This window comes from Pelomonas sp. Root1217 (assembly GCF_001425705.1).
Classification (GTDB): domain Bacteria; phylum Pseudomonadota; class Gammaproteobacteria; order Burkholderiales; family Burkholderiaceae_C; genus Pelomonas.
Map to the genome: position 1 here is coordinate 228,177 of NZ_LMDC01000023.1, position 21,576 is coordinate 249,752.

A 21,576-nucleotide genomic window follows, 5' to 3' on the forward strand; every position below is an offset into this window, starting at 1 on the left:
GCACAGGGTCATGAGCGCACTGTTTCCCGTTCTTGCTGAGCACAGCCGCTATGTGCAGCGGGTTCGCCGTCGCTATGCGGGCGAACTGCCGCTGTTGCAACCGGGGCTGCCGGACCGGGCCGTCATTGCCGCACTGATCGAGACATTGGCCACGGATCGGCCGTTGGGAAGCGCCTTGCGCGTCGCTCGCCACCTTGTGCTGGAACGCCTGGCGGTGCTGGACATCGAACAGGGCGCCACTGTGGAAGATGTCACGCTGGCCATGACCCACCTGGCCGAAGTGACACTGGACAAGGCCCTGGCCGACGCGCGGGCCGAACTGGACGCCCTCCACGGCGAACCGCGCACCGCCGAGGGCGGCGACATCGCCTTCTGGGTGCTGGGCATGGGCAAGCTCGGCGCCCGCGAGTTGAATGTCTCCTCGGACATCGACCTCATCTACGTTTACGAAGACGACGGCCAGACGCAAGGTTCAAGGCCGGTCAGTGCCCACGAATACTTCTCCAGCGTGGCCAAGAAGCTCTACGCGCTGATCGGCGACGTCACCGACGACGGCCAGGTCTTCCGCGTCGACCTGGCGCTGCGGCCCAATGGCAAGAGCGGCCCGCCGGTCGTCAGCCTGGGCATGCTGGAGGAGTACTTCCTCGTGCAGGGCCGCGAGTGGGAGCGCTTTGCCTGGCTGAAGAGCCGCGTCGTCGCGCCGCTGTCGGGCATGGGCGCGCCGGGCGATGCGCGCACGCTGCAGCTGCGCAACCTCGTCACGCCCTTTGTCTACCGCCGCTACCTGGATTACGGCGTCTTCGAAGGCCTGCGCCAGCTGCACGGCAAGATCCGCAGCGAAGCCAAGGCGCGCGCGGCCGGGCGGCCGGAGCGCGCCAACGACGTCAAGCTGTCGCGCGGCGGCATCCGCGAGATCGAGTTCATCGTGCAGCTGTTGCAGGTGGTGCGCGGCGGCCAGTTCCCCGAGATCCGCACGCGCTCCACCGTCAAGGCGCTGGCGCAGCTGGCGGCCGGTGGGCTGATGAAGGCCGAGACCGCAGAAAAGCTGACCGCTGCTTACGTTTTCCTGCGCCGCGTCGAGCACCGCATCCAGTTCCTGGACGACCAGCAGACCCACTGCCTGCCCCAGGGCGACGCCGACCTGGCGTGGATTGCCGCGTCGCTCGGTCTGAAATGCTCGCGCGAGGCTTGCGAATTGTTTGAAATGCTCGGCGAAGTGCGCGAGCTGGTGGCGACCGAGTTCGACGCGCTGCTGCACGAGGGCGGCAAGCCCAAGGGTGCTTGCAAGGGCGGCCAGTGCGGCGGGCCGAAGCCGGCCGTCGATGGCGAGGACTTCCTGGCCGGCCTGCCGGCACCGCTGGCGATGGCCGTGCGAGCCCTGGCCGACACGCCGCGCGTGCAGGGCCTGCGCGAGGAATCGCGCCAGCGCCTGGCCAAGCTCTTCCACCGCGCGGCGCAAGCCGTGGCGGCCGACGAATGCTCGCTGGATGCGGCGCTGCGCTTCGTCGACTGGGTCGGCCCGCTGCTGCGCCGCGAGAGTTATCTGGCCCTGCTCGTCGAGCGCCCCGCCGTGCAGCAGCGCCTGCTGCGCCTGCTGGGCCTGGCGCGCTGGCCGATGCGCTATCTGATGCAGCACCCCGGCGTCATCGACGAACTCGCCGACCCGCTGCTGCTGACCGCCCGCTTCGACCGCGAGGCCTTCATCACCGACCTGCTGGAGCGCGAGCAGGGCTGGGAGCGCAGTGGCGAGGCCGACGAAGAGGCACTGCTGGACACGCTGCGCCGCGCCCACCATGCCGAAGTCTTCCGCACGCTGGTGCGCGACGTCGAGGGCCGCATCACCGTCGAGCAGGTGGCCGACGACCTGTCGCTGCTGGCCGACGCCGTGCTGCAGATCGCCATCACCTGGGCCTGGGACCGCTTCGGCAAAGCGCATCGCCCGCAGCCCCGCCTGGCCGTCATCGCCTACGGCAAGCTCGGTGGCAAGGAGCTGGGCTATGGCGGCGACCTGGACGTCGTGTTCGTCTTCGACGACGACGACGAGAACGCGAGCGAGATCTATGGCGCCTTTGTGCGCCGCCTCATCACCTGGCTGACGCTGCGCACCGCCGCCGGCGAGCTGTTCGACATCGACACCGCGCTGCGGCCGAATGGCAACTCGGGCCTGCTGGTCACGTCGCTGGCCCATTTCGAGGCCTACCAGACCGGCCGCGGCAGCAACACCGCCTGGACCTGGGAACACCAGGCCATCACGCGAGCACGCTTTTGTGCCGGCAATGCCGAGCTGGCCGAGCGCTGCGAGAGCGTGCGCCGCCAGGTGCTGACGGCGCCACGCGACGCCCGGGCGCTGAAGACCGAGGTGCAGGCCATGCGCGACAAGGTGCGTGCGGCGCGGCCCGTGAAAGACGGGCTCTTCGACGTCAAGCACAGCGAGGGCGGCATGATGGACGCCGAGTTCGCCGTGCAGTTCCTGGTGCTGGCGCATTCGGCGACGCACCCTCAGCTGCAGGACGACCTCGGCAACATCGCGCTGCTGCGCATGGCGGAGTCCGCCGGTCTGCTGCCGGCCGGCGTGGGCGTCGGTGCGGCCAACGCCTACCGCGAGCTGCGGCGCGTGCAGCACAAGGCCCGGCTGGACGAGCAGTCCACGGCGTTGGACGCCGAAGCCACCGCCGCGCTGGCCGTGCATCGGGACGCCGTGCGCGCGCTATGGCAAGCCGTGTTTGGCTGAGCCTGTGCACGGCGCTGGCCGCGCTGTCCCTGCTGGCCTGGCCGCTGCCGCGCGAGGCGCTGGACTGGCAGCCAACCCTGGCCGCCGCACAACCTTGGCGCACCGTCACGGCCGCCTTTGCTCACTGGACGCCCATCCACCTGGCCGCCAACCTCGTCGGCTGCGTCGTGCTCGCTCTGCTGGGCTGGCGCGCCTCGCTCGGCCGGCGTGAAGCCCTCGCTGGCCTGATCGCGCTGCCGTTGACCCAGCTCGGCCTGCTGTTGCGCCCCGAGCTGCGGCACTACGCCGGCCTGTCCGGCGTGCTGCATGCACTGGCAGCCATCGCGGCGATGGCTTTGCTCACGCGCGGGGGTCGCGAACGCTGGGTTGGCGGCGGCATCGCACTCGGGCTTGTCCTCAAGGTCTTCCTTGAACATCCGCTCGGCCCCGTGCTGCGCGACACGCCGGGATTCGACTTTCCCGTGGCGCCGTTTGCTCACCTGACGGGCGCTGTCGCCGGCGCGCTGGCCTGGCGGCTGACAATGCGCCCATCTGACAAATAGAACCTGAGGACGCCCCATGGGACGTGAAGCCAGCTGTACCGCCCGCGTCGGCGCGGAGACCGAAGAGGTCACCGCCCTGCTCGAATCGACCACCGTCGTGCTGCGCGGCGACATCAAGCGCAAATGGAACATCGCCGCGCTGCAGAACCTGCGCGTCGAAGGCGAGGAGCTGCGCTTCGAAGCCGGCGAGAACGGGGAAGAGGCCGTCGCCCTGGCGCTGGGCGAGAAGGAGGCCGGCAAGTGGCTGAAGAAGCTGCAGACGCCGCCGCCCACGCTGGCCGCCAAGCTCGGCGTCAGCGCTGACAACCCCGCCCTGCTGATCGGGCCCACCGTGGGTTCGCTGGACCCCGCCCTGGCCGAGGCCCTGGCCGGCGGCATCACCACCAATATGCGCGAAGCCCGCATGCTGGTGGCGGTGCTGAGCCAGGCATCGGAGCTGCCGCGCATGGCCGAGTTCCATGCCGACATGATCTGCAAGACGGTCTGGGTCGTGCATCCCAAGGGCCCGAACGCCGACCCGTCGGATGCCGTGGTCCGCATCGCCATGCGCGGCTGGGGCTATGTGGACAACAAGACCAGCGCCGTGTCGGACGCGCTGACGGCGACGCGCTGGGTGCTGACCCAGCCACCGGCCAAGAAGCGGGTGCGCAATCGCTAAATGACGTTGGCCTCGATGAGGCGCTGACCATCGAGAAGCCGCTGCGGCGTCAGCGCTTCGATCAGCGGCGCCTCCAGGCCAGCGATCAACCGCGCCATCGAATGCCCCACTGCCGGCGACTGCTGCATGCCGTGGCCCGAGAAGCCGCAGGCCGTGAAGGCATTCGCATAACCAGGCAATCGGCCGGCCAGGCCGTTGTGGTCGAAGGCATTCATCTCGTAATAACCGGCCCAGGCTGAGCGCACGCGCAAGGCTTCCAGAGCCGGCACGCGGGCGGCCAACGTCGGCCAGAGCTGTTCGTCGAAGAGGCCGTGGTCAATGCCGTCCAGCGGCGCATCGTCCACGTCATCACCGCGCGGCGGCCCCCCGGCGAGGATCAATGAACCCTCGGTGCGAAACCAGAATCCGCTCGGGTCGATGACCAGCGGGCAGCCCGGCAGCGCGGCTGGTGTCTCCAGCACGAAGACATCGCGCTTCTTCGCACTGACGGGCAGCGTGAAGCCCAACGCCGCACCAAGCGGCGCGCTCCAGGCGCCGGCCGTGATGACGAAAGCGTCGCCGCCGATGCGCGAGCCGTCCCTGCAGCTCACGCCGGTCACGCGGTCTCCCTGCGTTTCAAAGTTCGCCGCCTCCGCTTCAACAAAGCGTACACCGCAGGCCTTGGCCTTGCGCCGGAAGGCACGGTGCAGGGCCGGCCCGTCAAACCAGCCTTCGCCGCTCAACCCGAGCGAACCCAGCGCGAGATCATCGACAGCCAGCCAAGGGAAGCGCACCGCCAGCTCGTCCGGGCTCAGCAGCGCAACATCCACGTCCTGGGCGCGCTGCAACGCATGGCCCTCGCGCAGCGCCGTGGCACCCGCCGCCGTCGCGAGGTAGAGATAGCCCGGCTCGACCAGGCCGATGGCGGGTCGGTCATCCGCTGTTGCCAACTCGTCCGCCGCGCGGCGCAGAAACTCGATGCTCCATCGCGACAGCGCCATATTGACCGGCTGCGAGAACTGCTGGCGGATGGAGCTCAGCGACAACGAACTCGATGCCCGCGCGTACGACGGATCGCGCTCAAGGACGGTCACCGCCGCACCATGGTCGCGGGCGAGGAAGCAGGCCGTGGCCGCGCCCATCACGCCGCCACCGATCACAGTCACTTCAAACATGCTGGCAGCATACGGGTCATGAACCTGCAGACCCGCCAGACCCATCTCGATGCCCGCGCCGTCACCCTGCTGCTGCTGTGCTGCCTGCTGTGGGGCATCAACCAGGTGGCCGCCAAGGCGGCGCTGACCGAGATCGGCCCGCTGTGGCAGGCGGGGCTGCGTTCGGCCGTGGCGGGTCTGCTCGTCTGGCTGTGGTCGATGTCGCGCGGCATCCGCCTGTTCGAGCGCGACGGCAGCCTGGGCGGCGGCCTGCTGGCTGGCGCGCTGTTTGCGGCCGAGTTCGCCTGCATCTTTGTCGGCCTGCAGTACACCAGCGCCTCGCGCATGGTCGTCTTCATCTATCTGTCGCCCTTTGTCGTCGCGCTGGGCATGCCGTGGATCGCGCATGGCGAGAAGCTGTCGGGCAAGCAGTGGGTCGGCCTCGTGCTGGCCTTTGGCGCGGTGGCATTTGCCTTTGCCGAAGGCTTCTCGGCGCCGCACAGCCCGCGGCAATGGTGGGGCGATGCGCTGGGCGTGGCCGCGGCCGTGCTCTGGGGCGGCACGACGCTGGCCATTCGGGCCACACGGCTGAGCTCCGCACCGGCGGAGAAGACGCTGCTCTACCAGCTGCTCGTGTCGGCGCTGGCGCTGTGTGCGGCGGCCATCTTCGCGGGCGAGGCCCTGCCCCTGCACTGGTCGCCACGGCTGCTCGGCCTGTTCGGCTTCCAGGCCGTCATCGTCACCTTCGCCAGCTATCTGGTCTGGTTCTGGCTGATCCGCCATTACGCGGCCACCAGGCTGGCCGTCTTCACACTGAGCACGCCGCTGTTCGGCCTGCTGGCGGGCGCCTTGCTTCTGGGCGAGGGCATCAGCCCCCGCCTCGTGGCAGCGCTGGCTGCGCTGGCGGCGGGCATCGTGCTCGTGAACCGCTGATGTCGCCACCGCGCTAGAGGCCGCGAGCCAGCCTGCATAGACTGCGCCCTTCCAACCAGGAGACACCCATGATCACCCTCTGCGGCATCCCGCTGTCGAACTACTACAACAAGGTCAAGCTGGCCCTGCTGGAAAAGGGCATTCCCTTCAGCGAGGAATACATCAAGACGCATTCCCATACCGAGGACGTGCTGAGCTGCTCGCCGCTGGGCAAGGTGCCCTTCATCAAGACGCCGCATGGCCCGCTGTGCGAGAGTCAGGCCATCGTGGAATACCTGGAGGCTGCCTACCCCGAGACGCCCCGGCTGATCCCCGCCCATCCCTACGAGGCGGCCAAGGTGCGCGAGCTGATTACCTATGTCGAGCTGCACCTGGAGCTGGTCGCGCGCGAGCTCTATGCCGAGGCCTTCTTCGGCGGCCAGGTCAGCGACGGCACCAAGAAGCGCGTGGCCCGCGTGCTGCCCGAGAACATCGCCGCCTTCAAGCGCCTGGCCAAGTTCGACCCCTATGTGGCCGGCGACAGCTTCACGCTGGCCGACTGCGCCGGCTGGGTCAGCCTGCCACTGGTGGGCATGGCCACCAAGATCATCTACGGCGAAGACCTGCTGCAGGCCGGCGGTGTGGACTGGAAGCCCTATGCCAAGCTGATCGGCGAGCGACCGCATGCCATCAAGGTCGCGGCCGACCGCAAGGCCGACCAGGACCGCTCACTGGCGGCCAATCGAGCCTGAACACGCCCCTGCCTTGACCGCCGCGCACATCGAGATCGAACTGAAGTTCCTCGTGCCGGCGTCGTCCCGCGCGGCGCTGGCGGCCGAGCTTGGCGCACGCGGCGCGGCGCGGCGCGTCTCGCTGATCGACGCCTATTTCGACACGCCCGACCGGCGCCTCGCTCGCGCCGGGCTGGCTTGGCGCATGCGCCGTGAAGGCCGGCGCTGGGTGCAAGGGCTGAAGGCCGCGCGCGGTGGTGCGCTGGAGCGCTTCGAGCACGAGGTCACTAGCCCCGACGCCAGCCCCGACCCGCAAGCCCATGCCGCGACGGCGCCTGGCCAGCAATTGATCGAGTTGCTGGCACAGGCCAAGGCCGAGGGCCAGGATGCCCTGGAACGCTTCCAGATCCAGCAGCGCCGCCTGATGCGCCGCGTGCGCACACGCGGCGCTGTCGTCGACATCGCGCTGGACGAGGGCCGGCTGACGGCCGGCGCCGCAGTGCAGAAGTTCCGCGAGATCGAGTTCGAACTGGTGTCGGGCTCGCCGGTGGCAATGCTGGGGCTGGTCGAGCGTTGGCGGCGGCGCTTCGGCCTCGTCCACGACCCGCGCAACAAGGCCGAGCGAGGCCATCACCTCGTGGCCGGTTCGCTCCATCCACCGCTGCGCAAGGCCAAGTCGCCGCGCTACGACCAGGACGCGGGCGCACTGGACGCATTCGGTGCGGTGTTCGATGAATGCCTGGCCCACATCAGCCGCAATCTCATCGGCCTGACCGACGGCGCCCCCGAGCTGCGCGCCGAGCATGTGCACCAGGCCCGCGTCGGCATCCGCCGCCTGCGTAGCGCGCTGCGGGCCTTCCGTGGCTGGGTGGCCGAGCCACCGGCCGAGTTGGTGGATGGCCTGCGCCGGCTGTTCGCGGAACTCGGCAAGGCGCGCGACAGCGATGTGCTGGGCAGCGGCGTCGTCGCCGAACTCAAGCAGGCCGGCGCGCCGCCGCTGTCCCTTCCCGCCGACAGCGCCCCGCCCGACCTCGCCGCGCTGATCCGCAGCGACGAGACGCAGCACCAGCTGCTGGCCTGGATCTCGTGGCGCGCCGGCCTTCAGCCCCTCGCCGAGCCGCAGCATTCACTGAAGCGCCTGGCGCGCAAGCGGCTGCGCCGCTGGCACAAGCGCCTGGTGGACGGCCGCCGCCGCTTCGACGACCTTGAGCCCACGGCCCTGCATGCGCTGCGCAAGCACGCCAAGCGCCAGCGCTATGCACTCGAGTTCTTCGCCCCGCTGCTGCCGCACAGACGCGCCGCCTGTCATTTGCAGGCGCTGGCCGCGGTCCAGCAGGTGCTGGGCGAGATCAATGACCTCGTCGTCGCTCGCGACCACTACCAGCGCCTGGTGGCCGCCGACCCCGCCGCCTGGTTCGCCGTTGGCTGGCTGACCGCCCGCCTGGCTGAGGCCCGCGAGCGGGCGCGCGACGAGCTGGGCCATCTGGCCGCCGTAGAGCCGCTGCCGCGCTGATGCCGCAGCCGCGGGCGCGCTCGGTCAGCACGCTCTCGCGCCGTCCTACACACAAGAGCCGCGACGCGGCGAAAACTGTGCCTTCGCCACCAAGGAGCCGACCATGATTCGCAAGCTCGGCAGCGGCCAGTACCGCCTCTACTCCCGAAAGCCCGATCCCCAGACCGGCAAGCGCAGGAACCTGGGCACGTTTGACACGCGCGAACAGGCCGAAAAACACGAACGCGAAGTGCAGTACTTCAAGCGGCACTGACTGTCAGGAGAAACCATGGAACCCTTGCAAACTGAGGACGCCGTGAAAACCGGCTGGGTCACAGGCTGGATGGTGTTGCGGGTGAAGCAGGACCTTCCCGGCGACTTCGTCAGCATCCATGAGCATGCGGCCGAGGCGCAAGCCGAGGCTCAGCAGCGCGGCCCCGGCCACCAGGTCTTTCACGGCAGGTATCACGCGGCGGGCGGCGAGTTCTTCGTTGACTAGCCCGGCGACGACAGCTTGAGCCCGACGATGCCGGCCACGATCAGTGCGATGCTGAACAGCCTGGCCGGGTTGGCCGGCTCGCCGAGCAGGAAGATGCCCAGAATCACGGTGCCGACCGCACCGACGCCGACCCACACGCCATAGGCCGTACCCACCGGCAGCGACTTCATCGCGATGCCCAGCAGCCAGAGGCTGGCCACCATGCAGGCCGCCGTCGCCACGCTGGGCCAGGGCTTGGTGAAGCCCTCGGTGTATTTCAGGCCGATGGCCCAGCCGACCTCGAACAGGCCGGCGATGACAAGAATGATCCAGGCCATCCGTTTTCCTTGTGGCGATGCGCGGCGGGATTCTGGCCGCGCTTGAATCCCCGGGGCCGCGTGGGGTTGCCTTAACCTAGCGGCAATGAGTCACAAGCCCACCACCGTCAACGACCTGGGCGAGTTCACCGTCCTCATCGACGTGCGCTCGCCGGCCGAATACGCCCTCGACCACATTCCCGGCGCCATCAACTGCCCCGTGCTGGACGACGAGGAGCGTCGCATCGTCGGCACCACCTATGTGCAGGTCTCGGCCTTCGAGGCGCGCAAGATCGGCGGCGCCATGGTGGCGCGAAACATCGCCAGCCACCTGGACCAGTTGTTCCGGGACAAGCCCAGGGAATGGCGGCCCCTCGTTTATTGCTGGCGCGGCGGCATGCGCAGCGGCAGCTTCGTCAACTGGCTGAGGCTGGTGGGCTGGGATGCGCAGCAGCTCAAGGGCGGCTACAAGGCCTGGCGCACCCATGTCATCGAGCAGATTGCGCTGCTGGCGCCGCAGCTCGACCTGCGCGTGCTGTGCGGCCCCACCGGCAGCGCCAAGACGCGGGTGCTGCAGGCACTGGCGGCCCAGGGCGAGCAGGTCCTCGACCTCGAAGACCTGGCGGCCCATCGCGGTTCGGTGCTGGGCGCCATGCCCGGCCGGCCGCAGCCGTCGCAGAAGGGCTTCGAGACGCAGCTGATGCAGGGCCTGGCCGGCCTGGACCTGACCCGCCGCGTCTGGGTCGAGGCGGAAAGCCGGCGCATCGGCCGCATCACCGTGCCGGAGCCGCTGCTGCAGCGCCTGCGCGAGAGCTCGGTCGTCGAGATCGACGCCTCTGCCCAGGCGCGGCTCGACTATCTGCTGCGCGACTACGCCTGGCTGGGCGACGACCCGCAGGGCCTGGCCGACAAGCTCGGCACGCTGCGGGAACTGCTGCCCAAGGAAGTGCTGGCTGAGTGGCAGGCCTGGGCGCTGGCAGGCGCGCTGCCGCCGCTCTTCGAGGCACTGATGGCCAGGCACTACGACCCTCTGTATGCCCGTTCGCAAGGCCGTCATCTGGCAGGCCTGCCCGACGCCCAGCGCCTGCAATGCGACGATCTGTCGGACGCCGGCATCCTCGCCCTGGCCCGTCGCATCGCCTCTTTGCCCTAGGTTGGAACCATGACCCCCTCCTCTCCCGCGCCCCGCTTGACGTCCCTGTCCCACGGCGGCGGCTGCGGCTGCAAGATCGCTCCCGGCGTGCTGAGCGAGATCCTGAAGAGCACCCGCCACTTTCCGGCGCCGCCGCAGCTGCTGGTCGGCATCGAGACCGCCGACGACGCGGCGGTCTACCAGCTGACCGACGAGATCGCGCTGATCGCCACGACCGACTTCTTCATGCCCATCGTCGACGACCCCTTCGACTTCGGCCGGATTGCGGCGACGAACGCGATCAGCGACGTCTACGCCATGGGCGGCAAGCCCATCATGGCGCTGGCTTTGGTGGGCATGCCCATCAACGTGCTGCCGGTCGACGTGATCGGCAGGATCCTCGCAGGCGGGGAATCCGTCTGCGCGGCCGCCGGCATCCCGATCGCCGGCGGCCACACCATCGATTCGGTCGAGCCGATCTACGGGCTGGTCGCGCTGGGCGTGGTGCACCCGAAGCGCGTCAAGCGCAATGCGGACGCACGGCCCGGTGACCGGCTCGTGCTGGGCAAGCCCTTGGGTGTGGGCATCCTGTCGGCGGCACTCAAGAAGGAGTCGCTCTCGCCCGAGGGCTATGCGCAGATGATCGCCACCACGACGCAGCTCAACACGCCGGGACCGGACCTGGCGGCGCTGGAGGGCGTCCACGCGATGACCGACGTGACGGGGTTTGGCCTGGCCGGCCATGCGCTGGAACTGGCGCGCGGCGCCCAGGCCAGCGTCGAGCTCGACTGGGCGCGGGTGCCCTTGCTGGCGCAGGTGCGCGAACTCGCCGAGCGCGGCATGGTCACCGGCGCCTCGGGGCGCAACTGGGCCGGCTATGGGTCGGACGTGCAGTTGCCCCAGGGCTTCCAGGCCATTGATCAGGCGCTGTTGAGCGACCCCCAGACCAGCGGCGGCCTGCTGGTGTCCTGCGACGCCAGCACCGTTGACGCCGTGCTGGACGTGTTTCGCCGCCATGGGTTCGGTGCAGCCGCGGAGATCGGCAGGGTCGTGGCCAACGGGCCGGAAGGCAGTCGCCTGCGCTTGAACTGAGCGCCCCTGCCTATCCCCTCCTGCCAACAGAGGTATGTGAAGCCCGGGAGGTGTAAGGTCGGGGTACTTTGGAGCCCCTCATGACGTCCCGTTCTGGATCCGCGTTGCCGGCAGCAGGTCGCACTCCTGCGTGCCAAACATGATCCGCCTCGAGATCGCACTTGAGCTGGACTACGTCATTGCCGACCCGGGCTGTGATTTCATCTTCAACATCCACGCGGCCAGCACGCCCCGCCAGTTGGTGGTGGCGGAATCGCTGACGCTGAGCCAGCCCTTGCTGGCCCGCGTCGAGACGGAGCCGGTCACCCGCAACCGCTACCTGCGCCTGCAGGCCCAGGCCGGGCCGCTGAAGGTGGCCTACCGTGCCACCGTCGACCTGATGCATCACTTCGCCCCGCCGGGCGAAGTGGGCGAGGTGCCCGTCGCCCGGCTGCCCGCCGAGGTGCTGGGCTATATCTACCCGAGCCGCTACTGCCAGTCCGACCGTCTGCACCGCATGGCCATGCGCGAGTTCGGCCAGCGCTGGCAGGGCTACGGCCGGGTGCAGGCCATCCGCGACTGGGTGCTGGAGCGCACGACCTTCACGTCCAACACCTCGGACTCCAACACCTCCGCCATCGACACGCTGCTCGATCAGGTGGGCGTGTGCCGCGACTTCGCGCACCTGATGATCGCGCTTTGCCGCGCCATCAACATCCCGGCGCGCTTCGCCACCGGCATCGACTATGGCGCCGACCCCGCGCTCGGGCCGACCGACTTCCACGCCTATGTGGAGGCCTATGTCGGCGACCGCTGGTACATCTTCGACCCTTCGGGCACCGCGATCCCGATGGGCTTCGTGCGCTTTGGCACCGGGCGCGACGCCGCCGACGTCGCCTTCGCCACCATCTTCGGCACGGTCAACTCCAGCGCCCCGGTCATCGCCATCCAGGCCGTGGCCGGTGCCGACGGCCACCTGCAGGTGCCTTACCACTGCACCGAGGCCATCTCGACGGACGGGTAGCGCGGCCGTGACGATTCGCTCGGTTCTCGCCCGGCATCCCATCCTGGTTCCCTTGGCCTGCGCCGCGGCGTTGACCGTGGTGCTGGTGGGCGAGAGTTCCTACTGGCAGTCCGAAGGCGTTCTGGCCGAACTCAGCGCCCTGCGCGCCGGGACCGCCAGGCTGGAGGAACTGCGCGCCGCGCCCACTGAACAGCAGGCCGACATCCACCGCACGCTGCTGCTCAACCGCCTGGGCGTGGCGCTGCTGAGCGTGGCCAGCCTGACGGCGCTGTACCTGTATCTGCGCCGGGGGCTCGCGCTGGAGGAGCAGCGCGAACGCGAGAAGCAGGAGCGCCAGCGCCTGGTGCAGATCGAGCGCGAGCGGCTGGAGGTCGAGGTGGCGCGCCGCACCGAGCAGCTCGTCAAGCTGGCGCATCACATCGAAACGGCGCGCGAGCAGGAGCGGGCCCGGCTGGCACGCGACCTGCACGACGAGATGGGCTCGCTGCTCACGTCCGCCAAGCTCGATGCCGCGCGCATCAGGACCCGCGTCGCGACCCTCGCGCCGGAGGCCCTGGAGCCGCTGACGCAGCTGATCGCGAAGCTCAACAGCGGCATCGCGCTGAAGCAGGACATCATCGAGAACCTGCGCCCTTCCACCCTCGACACGCTGGGCCTGGCCGTCACGCTGGACATCCTGGCCGGCGATTTCGCGAAGCGCTCCGGCGTCCAGGTTCAGTGCGCACTGGCACCCGTGCGGCTCGCCGAGGCCGCCGAACTCGTCGTCTACCGCGTAGTCCAGGAAGCCATCACCAACGTCAGCAAATACGCGCGCGCTCGCCAGCTGTGGCTGAACCTGGGCATCATTCAGGGCCAGGCCGAACTGACGGTGCGGGACGACGGCATCGGCTTCGATACCAACGCAGCGACGAACTCAAGCTACGGCCTGCTGGGCATGCGATTCAGGGTCGAAGCCGAGCACGGCAGCTTGTCGGTGACCTCGGCGCCGAACCAGGGCACGCTGATCCGGGTCAGGCTGCCGGCATCAACCGAGGCCCCCATTCCCGCCGAATACGTCATTGCCGCCGCCGCGTCTGCGCCGGGTCATCCTCGAAGCCAGGCGAACGGTGCAGACCACGACTTTCCGGTGTCACGCCAAGGTTGAAATCCCGTCCGCCGGGTCGGGCCCGATTCAGACGCTGATGGCGGACCGCCACGATCTTTATACGTTCTTTACACCGCCTACGGGAAACTGGCTCCATCCCATCCAGTTTCCCGTTCATGAGCCTTCAGACCCAACGCAGCGGCCTGGCCGCACTGACGCTCGGTGCGATCGGCGTCGTCTATGGCGACATCGGCACCAGCCCCCTTTACACGCTCAAGGAAATCTTCCTTCCGGCTACCGGCGTCACGCTGGACACCCACAACCTGGTGGGCGCGGTCTCGGTGATCGTCTGGGCGCTGATGTTCGTCGTCACGCTCAAGTACGTGATCCTGATCCTGCGCGCCGACAACCGCGGTGAAGGCGGCGCACTCGCGCTGACGGCCCTGGCCGCCCATGCCGTGCAGCAGCGGCCCAGGCTGCGCGGCGCACTGCTGTTGCTGGGCTTGTTCGGGGCGACCCTGTTCTATGGCGACAGCGTCATCACGCCCGCGATCTCGGTGATGGGCGCCATCGAAGGCCTGGAGGTGGTGACGCCGACCTTGAAGCCCTATGTGCTGCCGATCTCGGTGGCCATCCTGGTGGGGCTGTTTCTGGTGCAACGCCATGGCACCGCAGCGGTGGGCAAGGTGTTCGGGCCGGTGATCGTGCTGTGGTTCGCCGTGCTCGGCGCCATCGGTGTCGTGCACATCGCCCAGCATCCCCAGATCCTGGCGGCACTCAATCCGCTGCAAGCCTGGGCCTTCCTCAGCGAGCGGGGATGGCATCTGTTCGCTGCCGTCGGCGCCATCGTGCTGGCACTGACCGGCGCCGAGGCGCTCTATGCCGACATGGGCCATTTCGGCGTGAAGCCGATCCGCCTTGCCTGGACGGGGCTGGTGTTTCCCGCGCTGGCGCTCAACTACCTGGGCCAGGGCGCGCTACTGATCGGAGACGCCACCGCCATCGAGAACCCGTTCTTCCGCCTTTTTCCCAGCGCCTTGGTGTTGCCCATGGTCGGCCTCGCTGCGCTGGCCGCCGTGATCGCCTCGCAGGCCGTGATTTCCGGGGCCTACTCCATGACCAAGCAAGCCATCCTGCTCGGCTTCCTGCCGCGCCTCACGCTGCGCCACACATCCGCCAGCGAGTCGGGCCAGATCTACGTGCCGGCCGTCAACTGGGCACTGCTGGCCGGCGTCATCGGTGCGGTGCTGATGTTCGGCAGCTCATCGGCGCTGGCGGGGGCCTACGGCATCGCGGTGACGCTGACGATGCTGATCACGACCGTACTGACCTTCTTCGTCATTCGCGACGGCTGGAAGCTCCCCGCGCCGCTGGCGATCGGCGCCACGGTGTTCTTCCTGGCCGTGGACATGCTGCTGGTGACCGGTTGCGCCATCAAGTTCTTCGACGGCGGGTGGTTTCCGCTGGCGCTGGGCCTGATGTTGTTCGTGTTGATGAGCACCTGGGCGCGCGGGCGCAAGCTGCTGATGGAGGGCCTGCGCAGCGATGGCATCGAACTCCAGCCCTTCATCGAGAGCCTGGCACTGGGCGAGGCCCATCGTGCACAGCGCACGGCGGTCTATGCCGTCGCCGACCCGACCCTCGTGCCGCAGGCCCTGTTGCACAACCTCAAGCACAACCAGGTCCTGCACGAGACGAACGTCATCCTGAACGTCATGTTCCACGACCGTCCGATGGTCGATGCCGCCAACCGCCTCGAATTGACGTCGCTGGCGCCCGGCTTCTGGCGCGTGCTTGTCCACTACGGGTTCATGGAGGAGCCCGACGTTCCCCTGGCACTGGCGCTGTGCGAGGCCAAGGGGCTGCGCATCGAGCCCTTCGAGACCAGCTACTTCCTCAGCCGCGAAACGGTGGTGCCGACTCCCGGTGGCGGCATGGCGAACTGGCGTGAGCGCCTGTTTGCAGCATTGAGCCGCAACTCCAGCGGGGTCGCACGGTTCTTCCGGTTGCCCGACAACGCGGTCGTCGAACTGGGCACACGCGTGCAGATATAGCCAACGATCCTGTGGTCATCTTCTCGAACCCACCGCACCCGACGGGCGCACGTCGGCCTTGAGGACGCGCGCCATCTGCTCCAGCGCCTTGTCTCGTGCGTCGACTGATTCGGCAGCAACGCAGTCGGCGGGCACCCACAGCGAGTAGCCGCGCAGGTAGGCGTCCATCGCGCTGAAAAGCACACAGCTGTCGGCCGCGATGCCGGTCACGATCAGCCGCTTGCAGCGCAGCTGCTCCAGCAGGATGTCCAGCGGCGTCGCATAGAAGGCGGAATGCCGCGGCTTCAACAGCGTGAAGTCTCGGGCCGTCGGTGCCACCGCCTTGGCCACCTTGCCAGCCACGCCGGACAGCGCCACGCAGCTCTTCCAGAGTGCCTTGAAGTCCGACGTCCAGTTGCCGTAGTTGTCGTTGGCGTAGACGGCGCGGATGCCCTCCTTGGCCAGTGCGCGTCGCAGCTTGGCCGTCTGCCTGGCAGCGTCCATGGCGGAGGGTGCAAGCTCCGCAGCGCCATCGAACTTCATCGGGTTGATGAAATCAACGAGCAGCAGGACCGTCCTGCTCGGCTCCAGCGCTTCCGTTCTGATCTTGCTCATGGCGCTTCATTCAGAGCAGGTCGGGTGCCTGAGGCACCCGTTCCTGCTGCAGGATTTTCAGCAGGTCCGACATGCCAACGACAGCACGTCCGACACGCTCGCGCTAGGACCCCGGCGCTCCCTTGTCGAACGCCGGTATACCCTCGATGGCGTGGTGGGCAGCCTCGGTGGCGTACGTCAGCGCTTCCTGCGCCGTCGCCCACAGGTTGTCGGTTGTCGGGCGGTAGCTGTCGTCCCTGCCAACCCGGTCAGCGACGGCGGCGTCAAGGATCGCGAAACGCCCTTCGAAGCCGCCGCTGCGAGGCACCGCCTCCACCGTGAACCGCACACCCAGGTGGACATCGGCGATGGCCTCACTCATGGCTTCTCCTTGGATTGAACGAGGCCGTCAATGTGGCTCAGCGTCCTGCCCCATCAACTCTGCCTTGCGCTCGGCGATGGCTTCGCCCAAGGTATCCAGGTCGAGGTCGGACTTGCGGATCTTGGGGAACATCTCGCCTTCCTCTTCCTTGACGTGATGGTCGATGTATTCGCCAAGCACCTTCACCTTGGCGTCGTAGTGGTCGTCGTCGGGCGAGCCGGCTTCAATCTGCGCGATGAGTTCCTTGGCGCTGGCGTGCTCGATGTCGGCCTCATCGACGAGGTCGGCGTCGTCACCCAGCACATCCCGCGCGGCCGGATAGAAGAGCTCTTCCTCGGCGGTGGCGTGCGCGGTCAGCATGACGCAGATCTGCAGCGCAATGGCTTGTTTTTCGCCGGCATCGCCGTCGGCCTTGACGAGCTTGTCATAGGCCCGGAAGAGGGATTTCACTTCCCGGTGATCGGTCGTGAGCAGATCGATCGCATCGGGCGTCGAATCGCGTCTGGCCGAGCTGGCGGATTTCCTGGCCGTGCTCTTGGTGGATTTGGCTGAGGTCTTCGTTGCGCTGGTGGGCATGGGAGTTCCTGCTGGCTATGGGTTTGGAAAGGGTTGGGAAAGGGTTGGGAAAGGCTCCGGCGGGCACCGGAGCCGGTGGATTCAGAGCTTGTCTTCGGCAAGGGCGGTACGAACCACCCGGCCGCGATCAAACCCAGGTTTCGCCGTAGTAGTCGTAGACCTTGCGACCGTAGTCGCGGGTGTACGCCGGCTCACTGTCGCGGGCATAGCGCGGCGCGTCTTCCAGTTGCGACTTGTCCAGGTTCACGACATAGCCGTCCTTGGCGGTGTCGTACTTCAGCTTGGACCAGGGCATGGGGTAGAGATCGGTGCCCATGCCCAGGAAGCCGCCGAACTCCAGGGCGGCGTAGCGCACCTGCCCGGAGACCTTGTCGATGACCAGGTCGTCGATGGAGCCGAGCTTGTCGCCCTGCAGGTTGTAGACCTCGGTGCCTTCAACCTTCGAGGCAGCGATGGTGGGGCCGGTGGTGTTGTCAGTGTCCATGGTGGTCTCCGAAGGTGTAGCGGTCGATGGGACCGCCCTGATTCGACGGCAAGCCGCGTACCCGCGCGGATGCCTACCTGCGAAGACCTTGCAGTTGGCTCGCCATGCGGCATTCCGTCCTACACATGCGGTCTCTGGCCTGGCGCATGCTGCAATGCAGCAGCCGAAGTTCAGCCATGTCGAAATGCATCATGCTGATTCGCCACGCCGAGAAGCCACAAGGCGAGGACGGCGGCGTGGATGAATCCGGTCGCGACGATCCCGACTCGCTCAGCGTTCAAGGTTGGCGCCGCGCTGGTGCGCTGGTTCCCTACTTCTCGGCACTGGCCGAGCGCCTGCATCCGCAGGCGCTGGAGCGCCCGCAGCATGTCATCGCCGCGCGGCCAACCGCGAGGCATCCGTCGACCCGCCCGTATGACACCGTGGAAGGCCTGGCCGACCGCCTCGGGATCGCCGTCGACGAACGCTGGTCGGATCAAGATCCGCTGGACAAGCTCGCGTGGCACCTGCGATCGCTGGACGCACCGGTGCTGGTTTGCTGGCGGCATGACGACCTGCCGAGCCTAGCCAAGGCGATCGCCGCAGTCGATGAGGTGCCGCAGCACTGGCCGCCCGAGCGATTCGACCTGACGTGGTCGTTCCGCTGCCAGGCGGATCGTTGGCTGTTCCAGCAAGTGCCACAGCTGCTGCTGGCGGGCGATCGGCTCACCCCCATCGACGGCCCGCGCAACAAAACGAGAGCACGGCAAACGGCTTGAGCAGCCTTGGCCGTATGACGCCTAGCCGTCGCGAGCGACAAGGCCGTCCCAGGCTTCCCGCATGGTCGCCATGACGACCTGCCTTGCATCAGGGTCGCCCAGCAGCAGTGCCTTGGCGTAGTGGCTTGCCTGCTTCAGGCTCAAGTGAGGCGGCAAGGGCGGCACATTGGGGTCGGTCATGAACTCCAGCAGCACCGGCCGGTCGGCGGTGAGCGCCTGCGCCCAGGCGCCGGCGATGTCCTCGGGCCGGTCCACGCGCAGGCCCTGCAGGCCGAGCAGGCGCGCGAAATCGGCGAAGGGGAAGGCCGGTAGGTCCTGCGAGGCGCTGAACTTGGGGTCGCCCTCGGAGACCCGCTGTTCCCAGCTGACCATGTTCAGGTCGCCGTTGTGAAGCACCATCACCACCAGCCGCGGATCGCGCCACTCCTGCCAGTGGTGGGCGATGGTGACCAGGCCGTTGATGCCCAGCATCTGCATCGCGCCGTCGCCCACCAGTGCGACGACCGGCCGGTCCGGGTGGCACATCTTGGCCGCCAGCGCATAGGGCACGGCATTGCCCATGGTGGCGAGACCGCCCGACAGCGACCCCGCCATGCCGCGCCTGGCCTTGATGTCTCGCGCATACCAGGCCGCGCTGGTGCCCGAGTCGACGGTCAGGATGGCGTTGTCCAGCAGCTTTGGCGACAGCTCCCAGAACACCCGCTGCGGGTTGATCGGCGTGGCCTCGTTCATCGCGCGCTTTTCCAGCACCTGCCACCAGCGCCGCACGTCGGCCTCGATCTTGTCGCGCCAGCGGCGGTCGTCCTTGCGCTTGAGCAGAGGCAGCAGGGCCTGCAGCGTGCGCCGGCTGTCGCCCACCAGGTTGAGCTCCATCGGATAGCGGATGGACAGCTTTCGGCCGTCCAGGTCGATCTGCACGCCGCGCGCCTGGCCCTCCTTGGGCAGGAACTCCGAGTAGGGGAAGCTGGAGCCCACCATCAGCAGCGTGTCGCAGCCGTTCATCAACTCCCAGCTCGGCACCGTGCCGAGCAGACCGATGGCGCCGGTCACGAAGGGCAGGTCGTCGGGCACCGCGAACTTGCCCAGCAGCGCCTTGGCGACGCCGGCACCGAGCACGTCGGCCGTGGCGATCAGCTCGTCGGTGGCGTGCAGCGCACCGGCGCCGGCCAGGATGGCGACCTTCTCGCCGGCATTGAGCACATCCGCCGCAGCCTGCAGGCTTTGCGCATCGGGCAGCAGCGGCTGCCACGTCATGCCGATGCCGGAATGCACTGTGCCGTGCTCCCGCGGCGGCTGCTCCACGGCGTCCATCTGCTGCAGATCGTTGGGGAGGATGAGGCAGGTGACGCAGCGCTGGTCGCGCGCGATGCGCATGGCGCGGTCCACCAGGTGGCGCAGCTGTGCCGGCACCGTCGCCATGTGCACATACTCGTGGGCCACGTCCTTGAACAGGCTCAGGAGGTCGACCTCCTGCTGGTAGTCACCGCCCAGCGCCGCGCGCGCCTGCTGGCCGACGATGGCCAGCACCGGCTGATGGTCGGCCTTGGCGTCGTACAGGCCGTTGAGCAGATGGATGGCGCCGGGGCCGGAGGTGGCCATGCACACGCCGACCTCGCCGCTGAATTTGGCATGCGCCGTGGCCATGAAGGCCGCCAGCTCCTCATGGCGCGCCTGCACGAAGCGCATCCGCTCGCCGATGCGGTTGAAGGCGCCCATCAGGCCGTTGATGCCGTCGCCCGGATAGCCGTAGACCCGGCGCACGCCCCACTCGTGCAGCCGCTCCAGCAACTGGTCGCTCACCGTCTTGCTCATGCCCGCTCCTTGCGCTGTTCGGCCCGATCGGTGGGCAAGGCGTATGCCCCGGCCAGCCGCTGCATGAGCCGGCCCACGCGCGACACGCCGTCGCCGAGGTCGAAACGTTCGATCGCCCGCCGCCGGCCGTTGCTGCCCATGCGCTGACGCAGTGCCGGGTCCGCCGCCAGCACGGCGCAGCGGCCGGCGATGTCGTTGAAGTCGCCCGGCGCCACCAGCCAGCCGGTTTCGCCGTGCTCGACCAGCTCCGGCACGCCGCCGACCCGCGTGGCGACGATGGGCAGCCCGCTGGCCATCGCTTCCATCAAGGCCAGCGGCATGGCTTCGGAATGGGAGCTGGAGACGACGACGTCCAGCTCGTTGTAGAGCGCCGCCATGTCTTCGCGCAGACCGAGGAAATGCAGCCGCTGCGCCAAGCCGAGCTGCTCGCTCAGGCGCTGCATCTCGGCCCGCATCGGCCCGTCGCCGGCCACGACGGCGTGCGCCTGCGCGTGGCGCTGCTGCAGTAGCAGGCAGGCGCGCACGAACACCTCCGGCCCCTTCTCCGGCGACAAGCGACCGACGAAGCCGATCAGCGGCGTCTGCGGCGCCAGGCCCAGCGCCGCACGCAGCGCGCTGGACGCCGGCCGCTGCGGGCGGAACAGCGCCGTGTCCACGCCATTGGTGTCGCAGCTCAGCCGCTCGGGACTGACGCCCAGACCGAGCGCACTGAAGTAGCTCGGCTGGCAGACCACGCTGAGGTGGCTGCCCAGCGTGCGATAGACCTCCAGGTCCAGCATCTGCAGCTGCCGGCCGTGTACGGTGGCCAGCACCGGCCGGCCGGTCAGGCGCCCGGCGATGCCGGCCAGCACATGGGCGCGCGGCAGGTGGGCGTGCAGCAGGTCGATGCCATGGGCATTGACCAGCGCGACGGTCGTCTGGATGCTGGTCCAGGACGGATCGTCGGCCATGGGCACGATGAAGACCGCGACGCCCCGCGCCCGCAGCTGCTCGGCAAACGGCCCCTCGGCGGGGCACAGCGCCGTGAACCTGAACTGTGCCCGCGGCATGCGCTCGATGAAGCGCTCCACCCAGGTTTCCATGCCGCCAACGATTGCATTGCCGATCACCTCAAGCACGTGCAGCGGCGCCGCGCCGGCCGGGTCGCTGGAAACCTCACCCATCAGGCCGGGGCCGTGATCAGCCTTTGCCATAGCCCCTCGCGGGCGTTCTCCACCGCGTCATCGGTTTGCTGTTTCAGTTTCCTGGCGCTGTCGGCGATGTTGCCCTGCTGGCCCTTGGCCGGCGCAGTACCGCTGCGTTCGGCCTGCTTGTCAGAGCCCCGGCCGGGGCGGTCCGGTTGAAGCGGCTCGGTACGGGGTGGCGAGCGATGCCTTGGATCGTCGTGTTTCATCGGGGCTGCCTCATGGGTGGCGTGTCATGGAGGCCACGCCGCAGCAAACGGCGCACCTGACCGGAGGCGGTGTTGCGGCCGGTGCCATTGCGGCAACTTCTACCGGCGCCGGGCCAGCGAGCAATCGGTGTGCCGTCCCACGATCAGCGCCGGGTTTTCCGCCCCCCAGACACCGCACTAGGAAGGCGGTGGCGGGCACGATAATGTCGGGCTCCCACCCGTCCTGCCGCGCCATGCCC

Annotated in this window: 23 protein-coding genes; 14 read left to right on the top strand and 9 right to left on the bottom strand. The window is 68.4% G+C overall.

The features are described from left to right. Positions 1-10 precede the first annotated feature (10 nt). From glnE to ASC95_RS15350, 3 genes are read left to right on the top strand one after another with little or no spacing between them, the layout of a single operon-like run. Positions 11-2,731 (top strand): bifunctional [glutamate--ammonia ligase]-adenylyl-L-tyrosine phosphorylase/[glutamate--ammonia-ligase] adenylyltransferase, encoded by a 2,721-nt coding sequence (gene glnE / locus ASC95_RS15340; protein ID WP_057298587.1) that lies wholly within the window; start codon positions 11-13, stop codon positions 2,729-2,731. Beyond that, positions 2,710-3,273 carry a rhombosortase gene (gene rrtA, locus ASC95_RS15345; RefSeq protein WP_057298588.1) on the top strand — a complete coding sequence of 188 codons (564 nt, stop codon included), beginning with the start codon at positions 2,710-2,712 and terminating at the stop codon, positions 3,271-3,273. Before glnE ends, rrtA begins: the two co-directional genes overlap by 22 nt. Before the next feature lie 16 nt (positions 3,274-3,289). Further along, entirely contained in the window at positions 3,290-3,931 is a 642-nt protein-coding gene (locus ASC95_RS15350; RefSeq protein WP_057298589.1) for a hypothetical protein, read from the top strand. On the opposite strand, the gene ASC95_RS15355 is transcribed toward ASC95_RS15350, so the two are convergent. After that, positions 3,928-5,085 carry an FAD-binding oxidoreductase gene (locus tag ASC95_RS15355; RefSeq protein WP_057299043.1) on the bottom strand — a complete coding sequence of 386 codons (1,158 nt, stop codon included), beginning with the start codon at positions 5,083-5,085 and terminating at the stop codon, positions 3,928-3,930. The genes ASC95_RS15350 and ASC95_RS15355 overlap by 4 nt on opposite strands. An 18-nt stretch (positions 5,086-5,103) precedes the next feature. On the opposite strand from ASC95_RS15355, the gene ASC95_RS15360 reads away from it, so the two are divergent. From ASC95_RS15360 to ASC95_RS15375, 5 genes are all read left to right on the top strand, one after another. Further along, on the top strand, positions 5,104-5,997 hold the full coding sequence (locus ASC95_RS15360) for a DMT family transporter (RefSeq protein ID WP_057298590.1): 894 nt from the start codon (positions 5,104-5,106) through the stop codon (positions 5,995-5,997). A gap of 68 nt (positions 5,998-6,065) precedes the next feature. Next, a complete protein-coding gene (locus ASC95_RS15365; protein WP_057298591.1) occupies positions 6,066-6,728 on the top strand; it encodes a glutathione S-transferase in 663 nt (220 codons plus the stop codon). Positions 6,729-6,741: 13 nt separating this feature from the next. Further along, the gene (locus ASC95_RS15370) at positions 6,742-8,220 is read left to right on the top strand and encodes a CHAD domain-containing protein (RefSeq protein WP_057298592.1); all 1,479 of its coding nucleotides are present in this window, start codon (positions 6,742-6,744) and stop codon (positions 8,218-8,220) included. 103 nt (positions 8,221-8,323) lie between these two features. Continuing rightward, positions 8,324-8,473: a hypothetical protein gene (locus ASC95_RS31400; RefSeq protein WP_157256336.1), complete on the top strand. Its 150-nt coding sequence runs from the start codon at positions 8,324-8,326 to the stop codon at positions 8,471-8,473. Positions 8,474-8,488: 15 nt separating this feature from the next. Further along, a complete protein-coding gene (locus ASC95_RS15375) occupies positions 8,489-8,698 on the top strand; it encodes a hypothetical protein (RefSeq protein ID WP_057298593.1) in 210 nt (69 codons plus the stop codon). Here the strand turns inward: ASC95_RS15375 and sugE are convergent. After that, positions 8,695-9,015 carry a quaternary ammonium compound efflux SMR transporter SugE gene (gene sugE / locus ASC95_RS15380; RefSeq protein WP_057298594.1) on the bottom strand — a complete coding sequence of 107 codons (321 nt, stop codon included), beginning with the start codon at positions 9,013-9,015 and terminating at the stop codon, positions 8,695-8,697. The genes ASC95_RS15375 and sugE overlap by 4 nt on opposite strands. Positions 9,016-9,100: 85 nt before the next feature. Between sugE and mnmH the strand changes: the two genes are divergently transcribed. The 5 genes from mnmH to ASC95_RS15405 all read left to right on the top strand — a co-directional run bounded on the left by mnmH (position 9,101) and on the right by ASC95_RS15405 (position 15,359). Beyond that, positions 9,101-10,147, top strand: a complete 1,047-nt coding sequence (gene mnmH / locus ASC95_RS15385; RefSeq protein WP_057298595.1) for a tRNA 2-selenouridine(34) synthase MnmH — start codon at positions 9,101-9,103, stop codon at positions 10,145-10,147. A 9-nt stretch (positions 10,148-10,156) separates the two neighbouring features. Continuing rightward, positions 10,157-11,218: a selenide, water dikinase SelD gene (gene selD, locus ASC95_RS15390; protein WP_057298596.1), complete on the top strand. Its 1,062-nt coding sequence runs from the start codon at positions 10,157-10,159 to the stop codon at positions 11,216-11,218. Positions 11,219-11,357: 139 nt separating this feature from the next. Then, on the top strand, positions 11,358-12,221 hold the full coding sequence (locus ASC95_RS15395; protein WP_057298597.1) for a transglutaminase family protein: 864 nt from the start codon (positions 11,358-11,360) through the stop codon (positions 12,219-12,221). 7 nt (positions 12,222-12,228) lie between these two features. Then, positions 12,229-13,365, top strand: a complete 1,137-nt coding sequence (locus ASC95_RS15400) for a sensor histidine kinase (RefSeq protein ID WP_157256337.1) — start codon at positions 12,229-12,231, stop codon at positions 13,363-13,365. A 116-nt stretch (positions 13,366-13,481) separates the two neighbouring features. Next, the gene (locus ASC95_RS15405; protein WP_057298599.1) at positions 13,482-15,359 is read left to right on the top strand and encodes a potassium transporter Kup; all 1,878 of its coding nucleotides are present in this window, start codon (positions 13,482-13,484) and stop codon (positions 15,357-15,359) included. A gap of 15 nt (positions 15,360-15,374) precedes the next feature. Here the strand turns inward: ASC95_RS15405 and ASC95_RS15410 are convergent, their stop codons facing one another. The 4 genes from ASC95_RS15410 to ASC95_RS15425 all read right to left on the bottom strand — a co-directional run bounded on the left by ASC95_RS15410 (position 15,375) and on the right by ASC95_RS15425 (position 17,374). Beyond that, positions 15,375-15,953, bottom strand: a complete 579-nt coding sequence (locus ASC95_RS15410) for an isochorismatase family cysteine hydrolase (RefSeq protein ID WP_057298600.1) — start codon at positions 15,951-15,953, stop codon at positions 15,375-15,377. Positions 15,954-16,056: 103 nt separating this feature from the next. Beyond that, positions 16,057-16,314, bottom strand: coding sequence for a hypothetical protein (locus ASC95_RS15415; RefSeq protein WP_057298601.1), 258 nt, complete (start codon positions 16,312-16,314; stop codon positions 16,057-16,059). Positions 16,315-16,341: 27 nt separating this feature from the next. Then, positions 16,342-16,890: a hemerythrin domain-containing protein gene (locus tag ASC95_RS15420; protein WP_057298602.1), complete on the bottom strand. Its 549-nt coding sequence runs from the start codon at positions 16,888-16,890 to the stop codon at positions 16,342-16,344. Between the two features lie 127 nt (positions 16,891-17,017). Continuing rightward, the gene (locus ASC95_RS15425; RefSeq protein ID WP_057298603.1) at positions 17,018-17,374 is read right to left on the bottom strand and encodes a PRC-barrel domain-containing protein; all 357 of its coding nucleotides are present in this window, start codon (positions 17,372-17,374) and stop codon (positions 17,018-17,020) included. A 176-nt stretch (positions 17,375-17,550) separates the two neighbouring features. On the opposite strand from ASC95_RS15425, the gene ASC95_RS15430 reads away from it, so the two are divergent. Further along, entirely contained in the window at positions 17,551-18,132 is a 582-nt protein-coding gene (locus ASC95_RS15430) for a hypothetical protein (protein WP_057298604.1), read from the top strand. Positions 18,133-18,153: 21 nt separating this feature from the next. Here ASC95_RS15430 and ASC95_RS15435 read toward each other — a convergent pair whose 3' ends face one another. The 3 genes from ASC95_RS15435 to ASC95_RS30735 are packed head-to-tail and all read right to left on the bottom strand — an operon-like array spanning position 18,154 to position 21,337. Beyond that, positions 18,154-19,944: a thiamine pyrophosphate-requiring protein gene (locus tag ASC95_RS15435; RefSeq protein ID WP_057298605.1), complete on the bottom strand. Its 1,791-nt coding sequence runs from the start codon at positions 19,942-19,944 to the stop codon at positions 18,154-18,156. Continuing rightward, the gene (locus tag ASC95_RS15440) at positions 19,941-21,137 is read right to left on the bottom strand and encodes a glycosyltransferase (protein WP_082567829.1); all 1,197 of its coding nucleotides are present in this window, start codon (positions 21,135-21,137) and stop codon (positions 19,941-19,943) included. Before ASC95_RS15440 ends, ASC95_RS15435 begins: the two co-directional genes overlap by 4 nt. Next, positions 21,107-21,337, bottom strand: a complete 231-nt coding sequence (locus tag ASC95_RS30735) for a hypothetical protein (protein WP_057298607.1) — start codon at positions 21,335-21,337, stop codon at positions 21,107-21,109. Before ASC95_RS30735 ends, ASC95_RS15440 begins: the two co-directional genes overlap by 31 nt. Positions 21,338-21,576 lie beyond the last annotated feature (239 nt).

Bases quoted from the DNA above. Each gene is read 5' to 3' on its own strand.
- ASC95_RS15435 (WP_057298605.1), bottom strand. From the start codon at position 19,944: ATGAGCAAGACGGTGAGCGACCAGTTGCTGGAGCGGCTGCACGAGTGG.
- ASC95_RS15440 (WP_082567829.1), bottom strand. From the start codon at position 21,137: ATGGCAAAGGCTGATCACGGCCCCGGCCTGATGGGTGAGGTTTCCAGC.
- ASC95_RS15375 (WP_057298593.1), top strand. From the start codon at position 8,489: ATGGAACCCTTGCAAACTGAGGACGCCGTGAAAACCGGCTGGGTCACA.
- ASC95_RS31400 (WP_157256336.1), top strand. From the start codon at position 8,324: ATGATTCGCAAGCTCGGCAGCGGCCAGTACCGCCTCTACTCCCGAAAG.
- ASC95_RS15425 (WP_057298603.1), bottom strand. From the start codon at position 17,374: ATGGACACTGACAACACCACCGGCCCCACCATCGCTGCCTCGAAGGTT.
- ASC95_RS15360 (WP_057298590.1), top strand. From the start codon at position 5,104: ATGAACCTGCAGACCCGCCAGACCCATCTCGATGCCCGCGCCGTCACC.
- ASC95_RS15355 (WP_057299043.1), bottom strand. From the start codon at position 5,085: ATGTTTGAAGTGACTGTGATCGGTGGCGGCGTGATGGGCGCGGCCACG.
- rrtA (WP_057298588.1), top strand. From the start codon at position 2,710: ATGGCAAGCCGTGTTTGGCTGAGCCTGTGCACGGCGCTGGCCGCGCTG.
- mnmH (WP_057298595.1), top strand. From the start codon at position 9,101: ATGAGTCACAAGCCCACCACCGTCAACGACCTGGGCGAGTTCACCGTC.
- ASC95_RS15405 (WP_057298599.1), top strand. From the start codon at position 13,482: ATGAGCCTTCAGACCCAACGCAGCGGCCTGGCCGCACTGACGCTCGGT.
- ASC95_RS30735 (WP_057298607.1), bottom strand. From the start codon at position 21,337: ATGAAACACGACGATCCAAGGCATCGCTCGCCACCCCGTACCGAGCCG.
- ASC95_RS15395 (WP_057298597.1), top strand. From the start codon at position 11,358: ATGATCCGCCTCGAGATCGCACTTGAGCTGGACTACGTCATTGCCGAC.
- ASC95_RS15430 (WP_057298604.1), top strand. From the start codon at position 17,551: ATGTCGAAATGCATCATGCTGATTCGCCACGCCGAGAAGCCACAAGGC.
- sugE (WP_057298594.1), bottom strand. From the start codon at position 9,015: ATGGCCTGGATCATTCTTGTCATCGCCGGCCTGTTCGAGGTCGGCTGG.
- ASC95_RS15350 (WP_057298589.1), top strand. From the start codon at position 3,290: ATGGGACGTGAAGCCAGCTGTACCGCCCGCGTCGGCGCGGAGACCGAA.
- ASC95_RS15415 (WP_057298601.1), bottom strand. From the start codon at position 16,314: ATGAGTGAGGCCATCGCCGATGTCCACCTGGGTGTGCGGTTCACGGTG.
- glnE (WP_057298587.1), top strand. From the start codon at position 11: ATGAGCGCACTGTTTCCCGTTCTTGCTGAGCACAGCCGCTATGTGCAG.
- selD (WP_057298596.1), top strand. From the start codon at position 10,157: ATGACCCCCTCCTCTCCCGCGCCCCGCTTGACGTCCCTGTCCCACGGC.
- ASC95_RS15420 (WP_057298602.1), bottom strand. From the start codon at position 16,890: ATGCCCACCAGCGCAACGAAGACCTCAGCCAAATCCACCAAGAGCACG.
- ASC95_RS15410 (WP_057298600.1), bottom strand. From the start codon at position 15,953: ATGAGCAAGATCAGAACGGAAGCGCTGGAGCCGAGCAGGACGGTCCTG.
- ASC95_RS15365 (WP_057298591.1), top strand. From the start codon at position 6,066: ATGATCACCCTCTGCGGCATCCCGCTGTCGAACTACTACAACAAGGTC.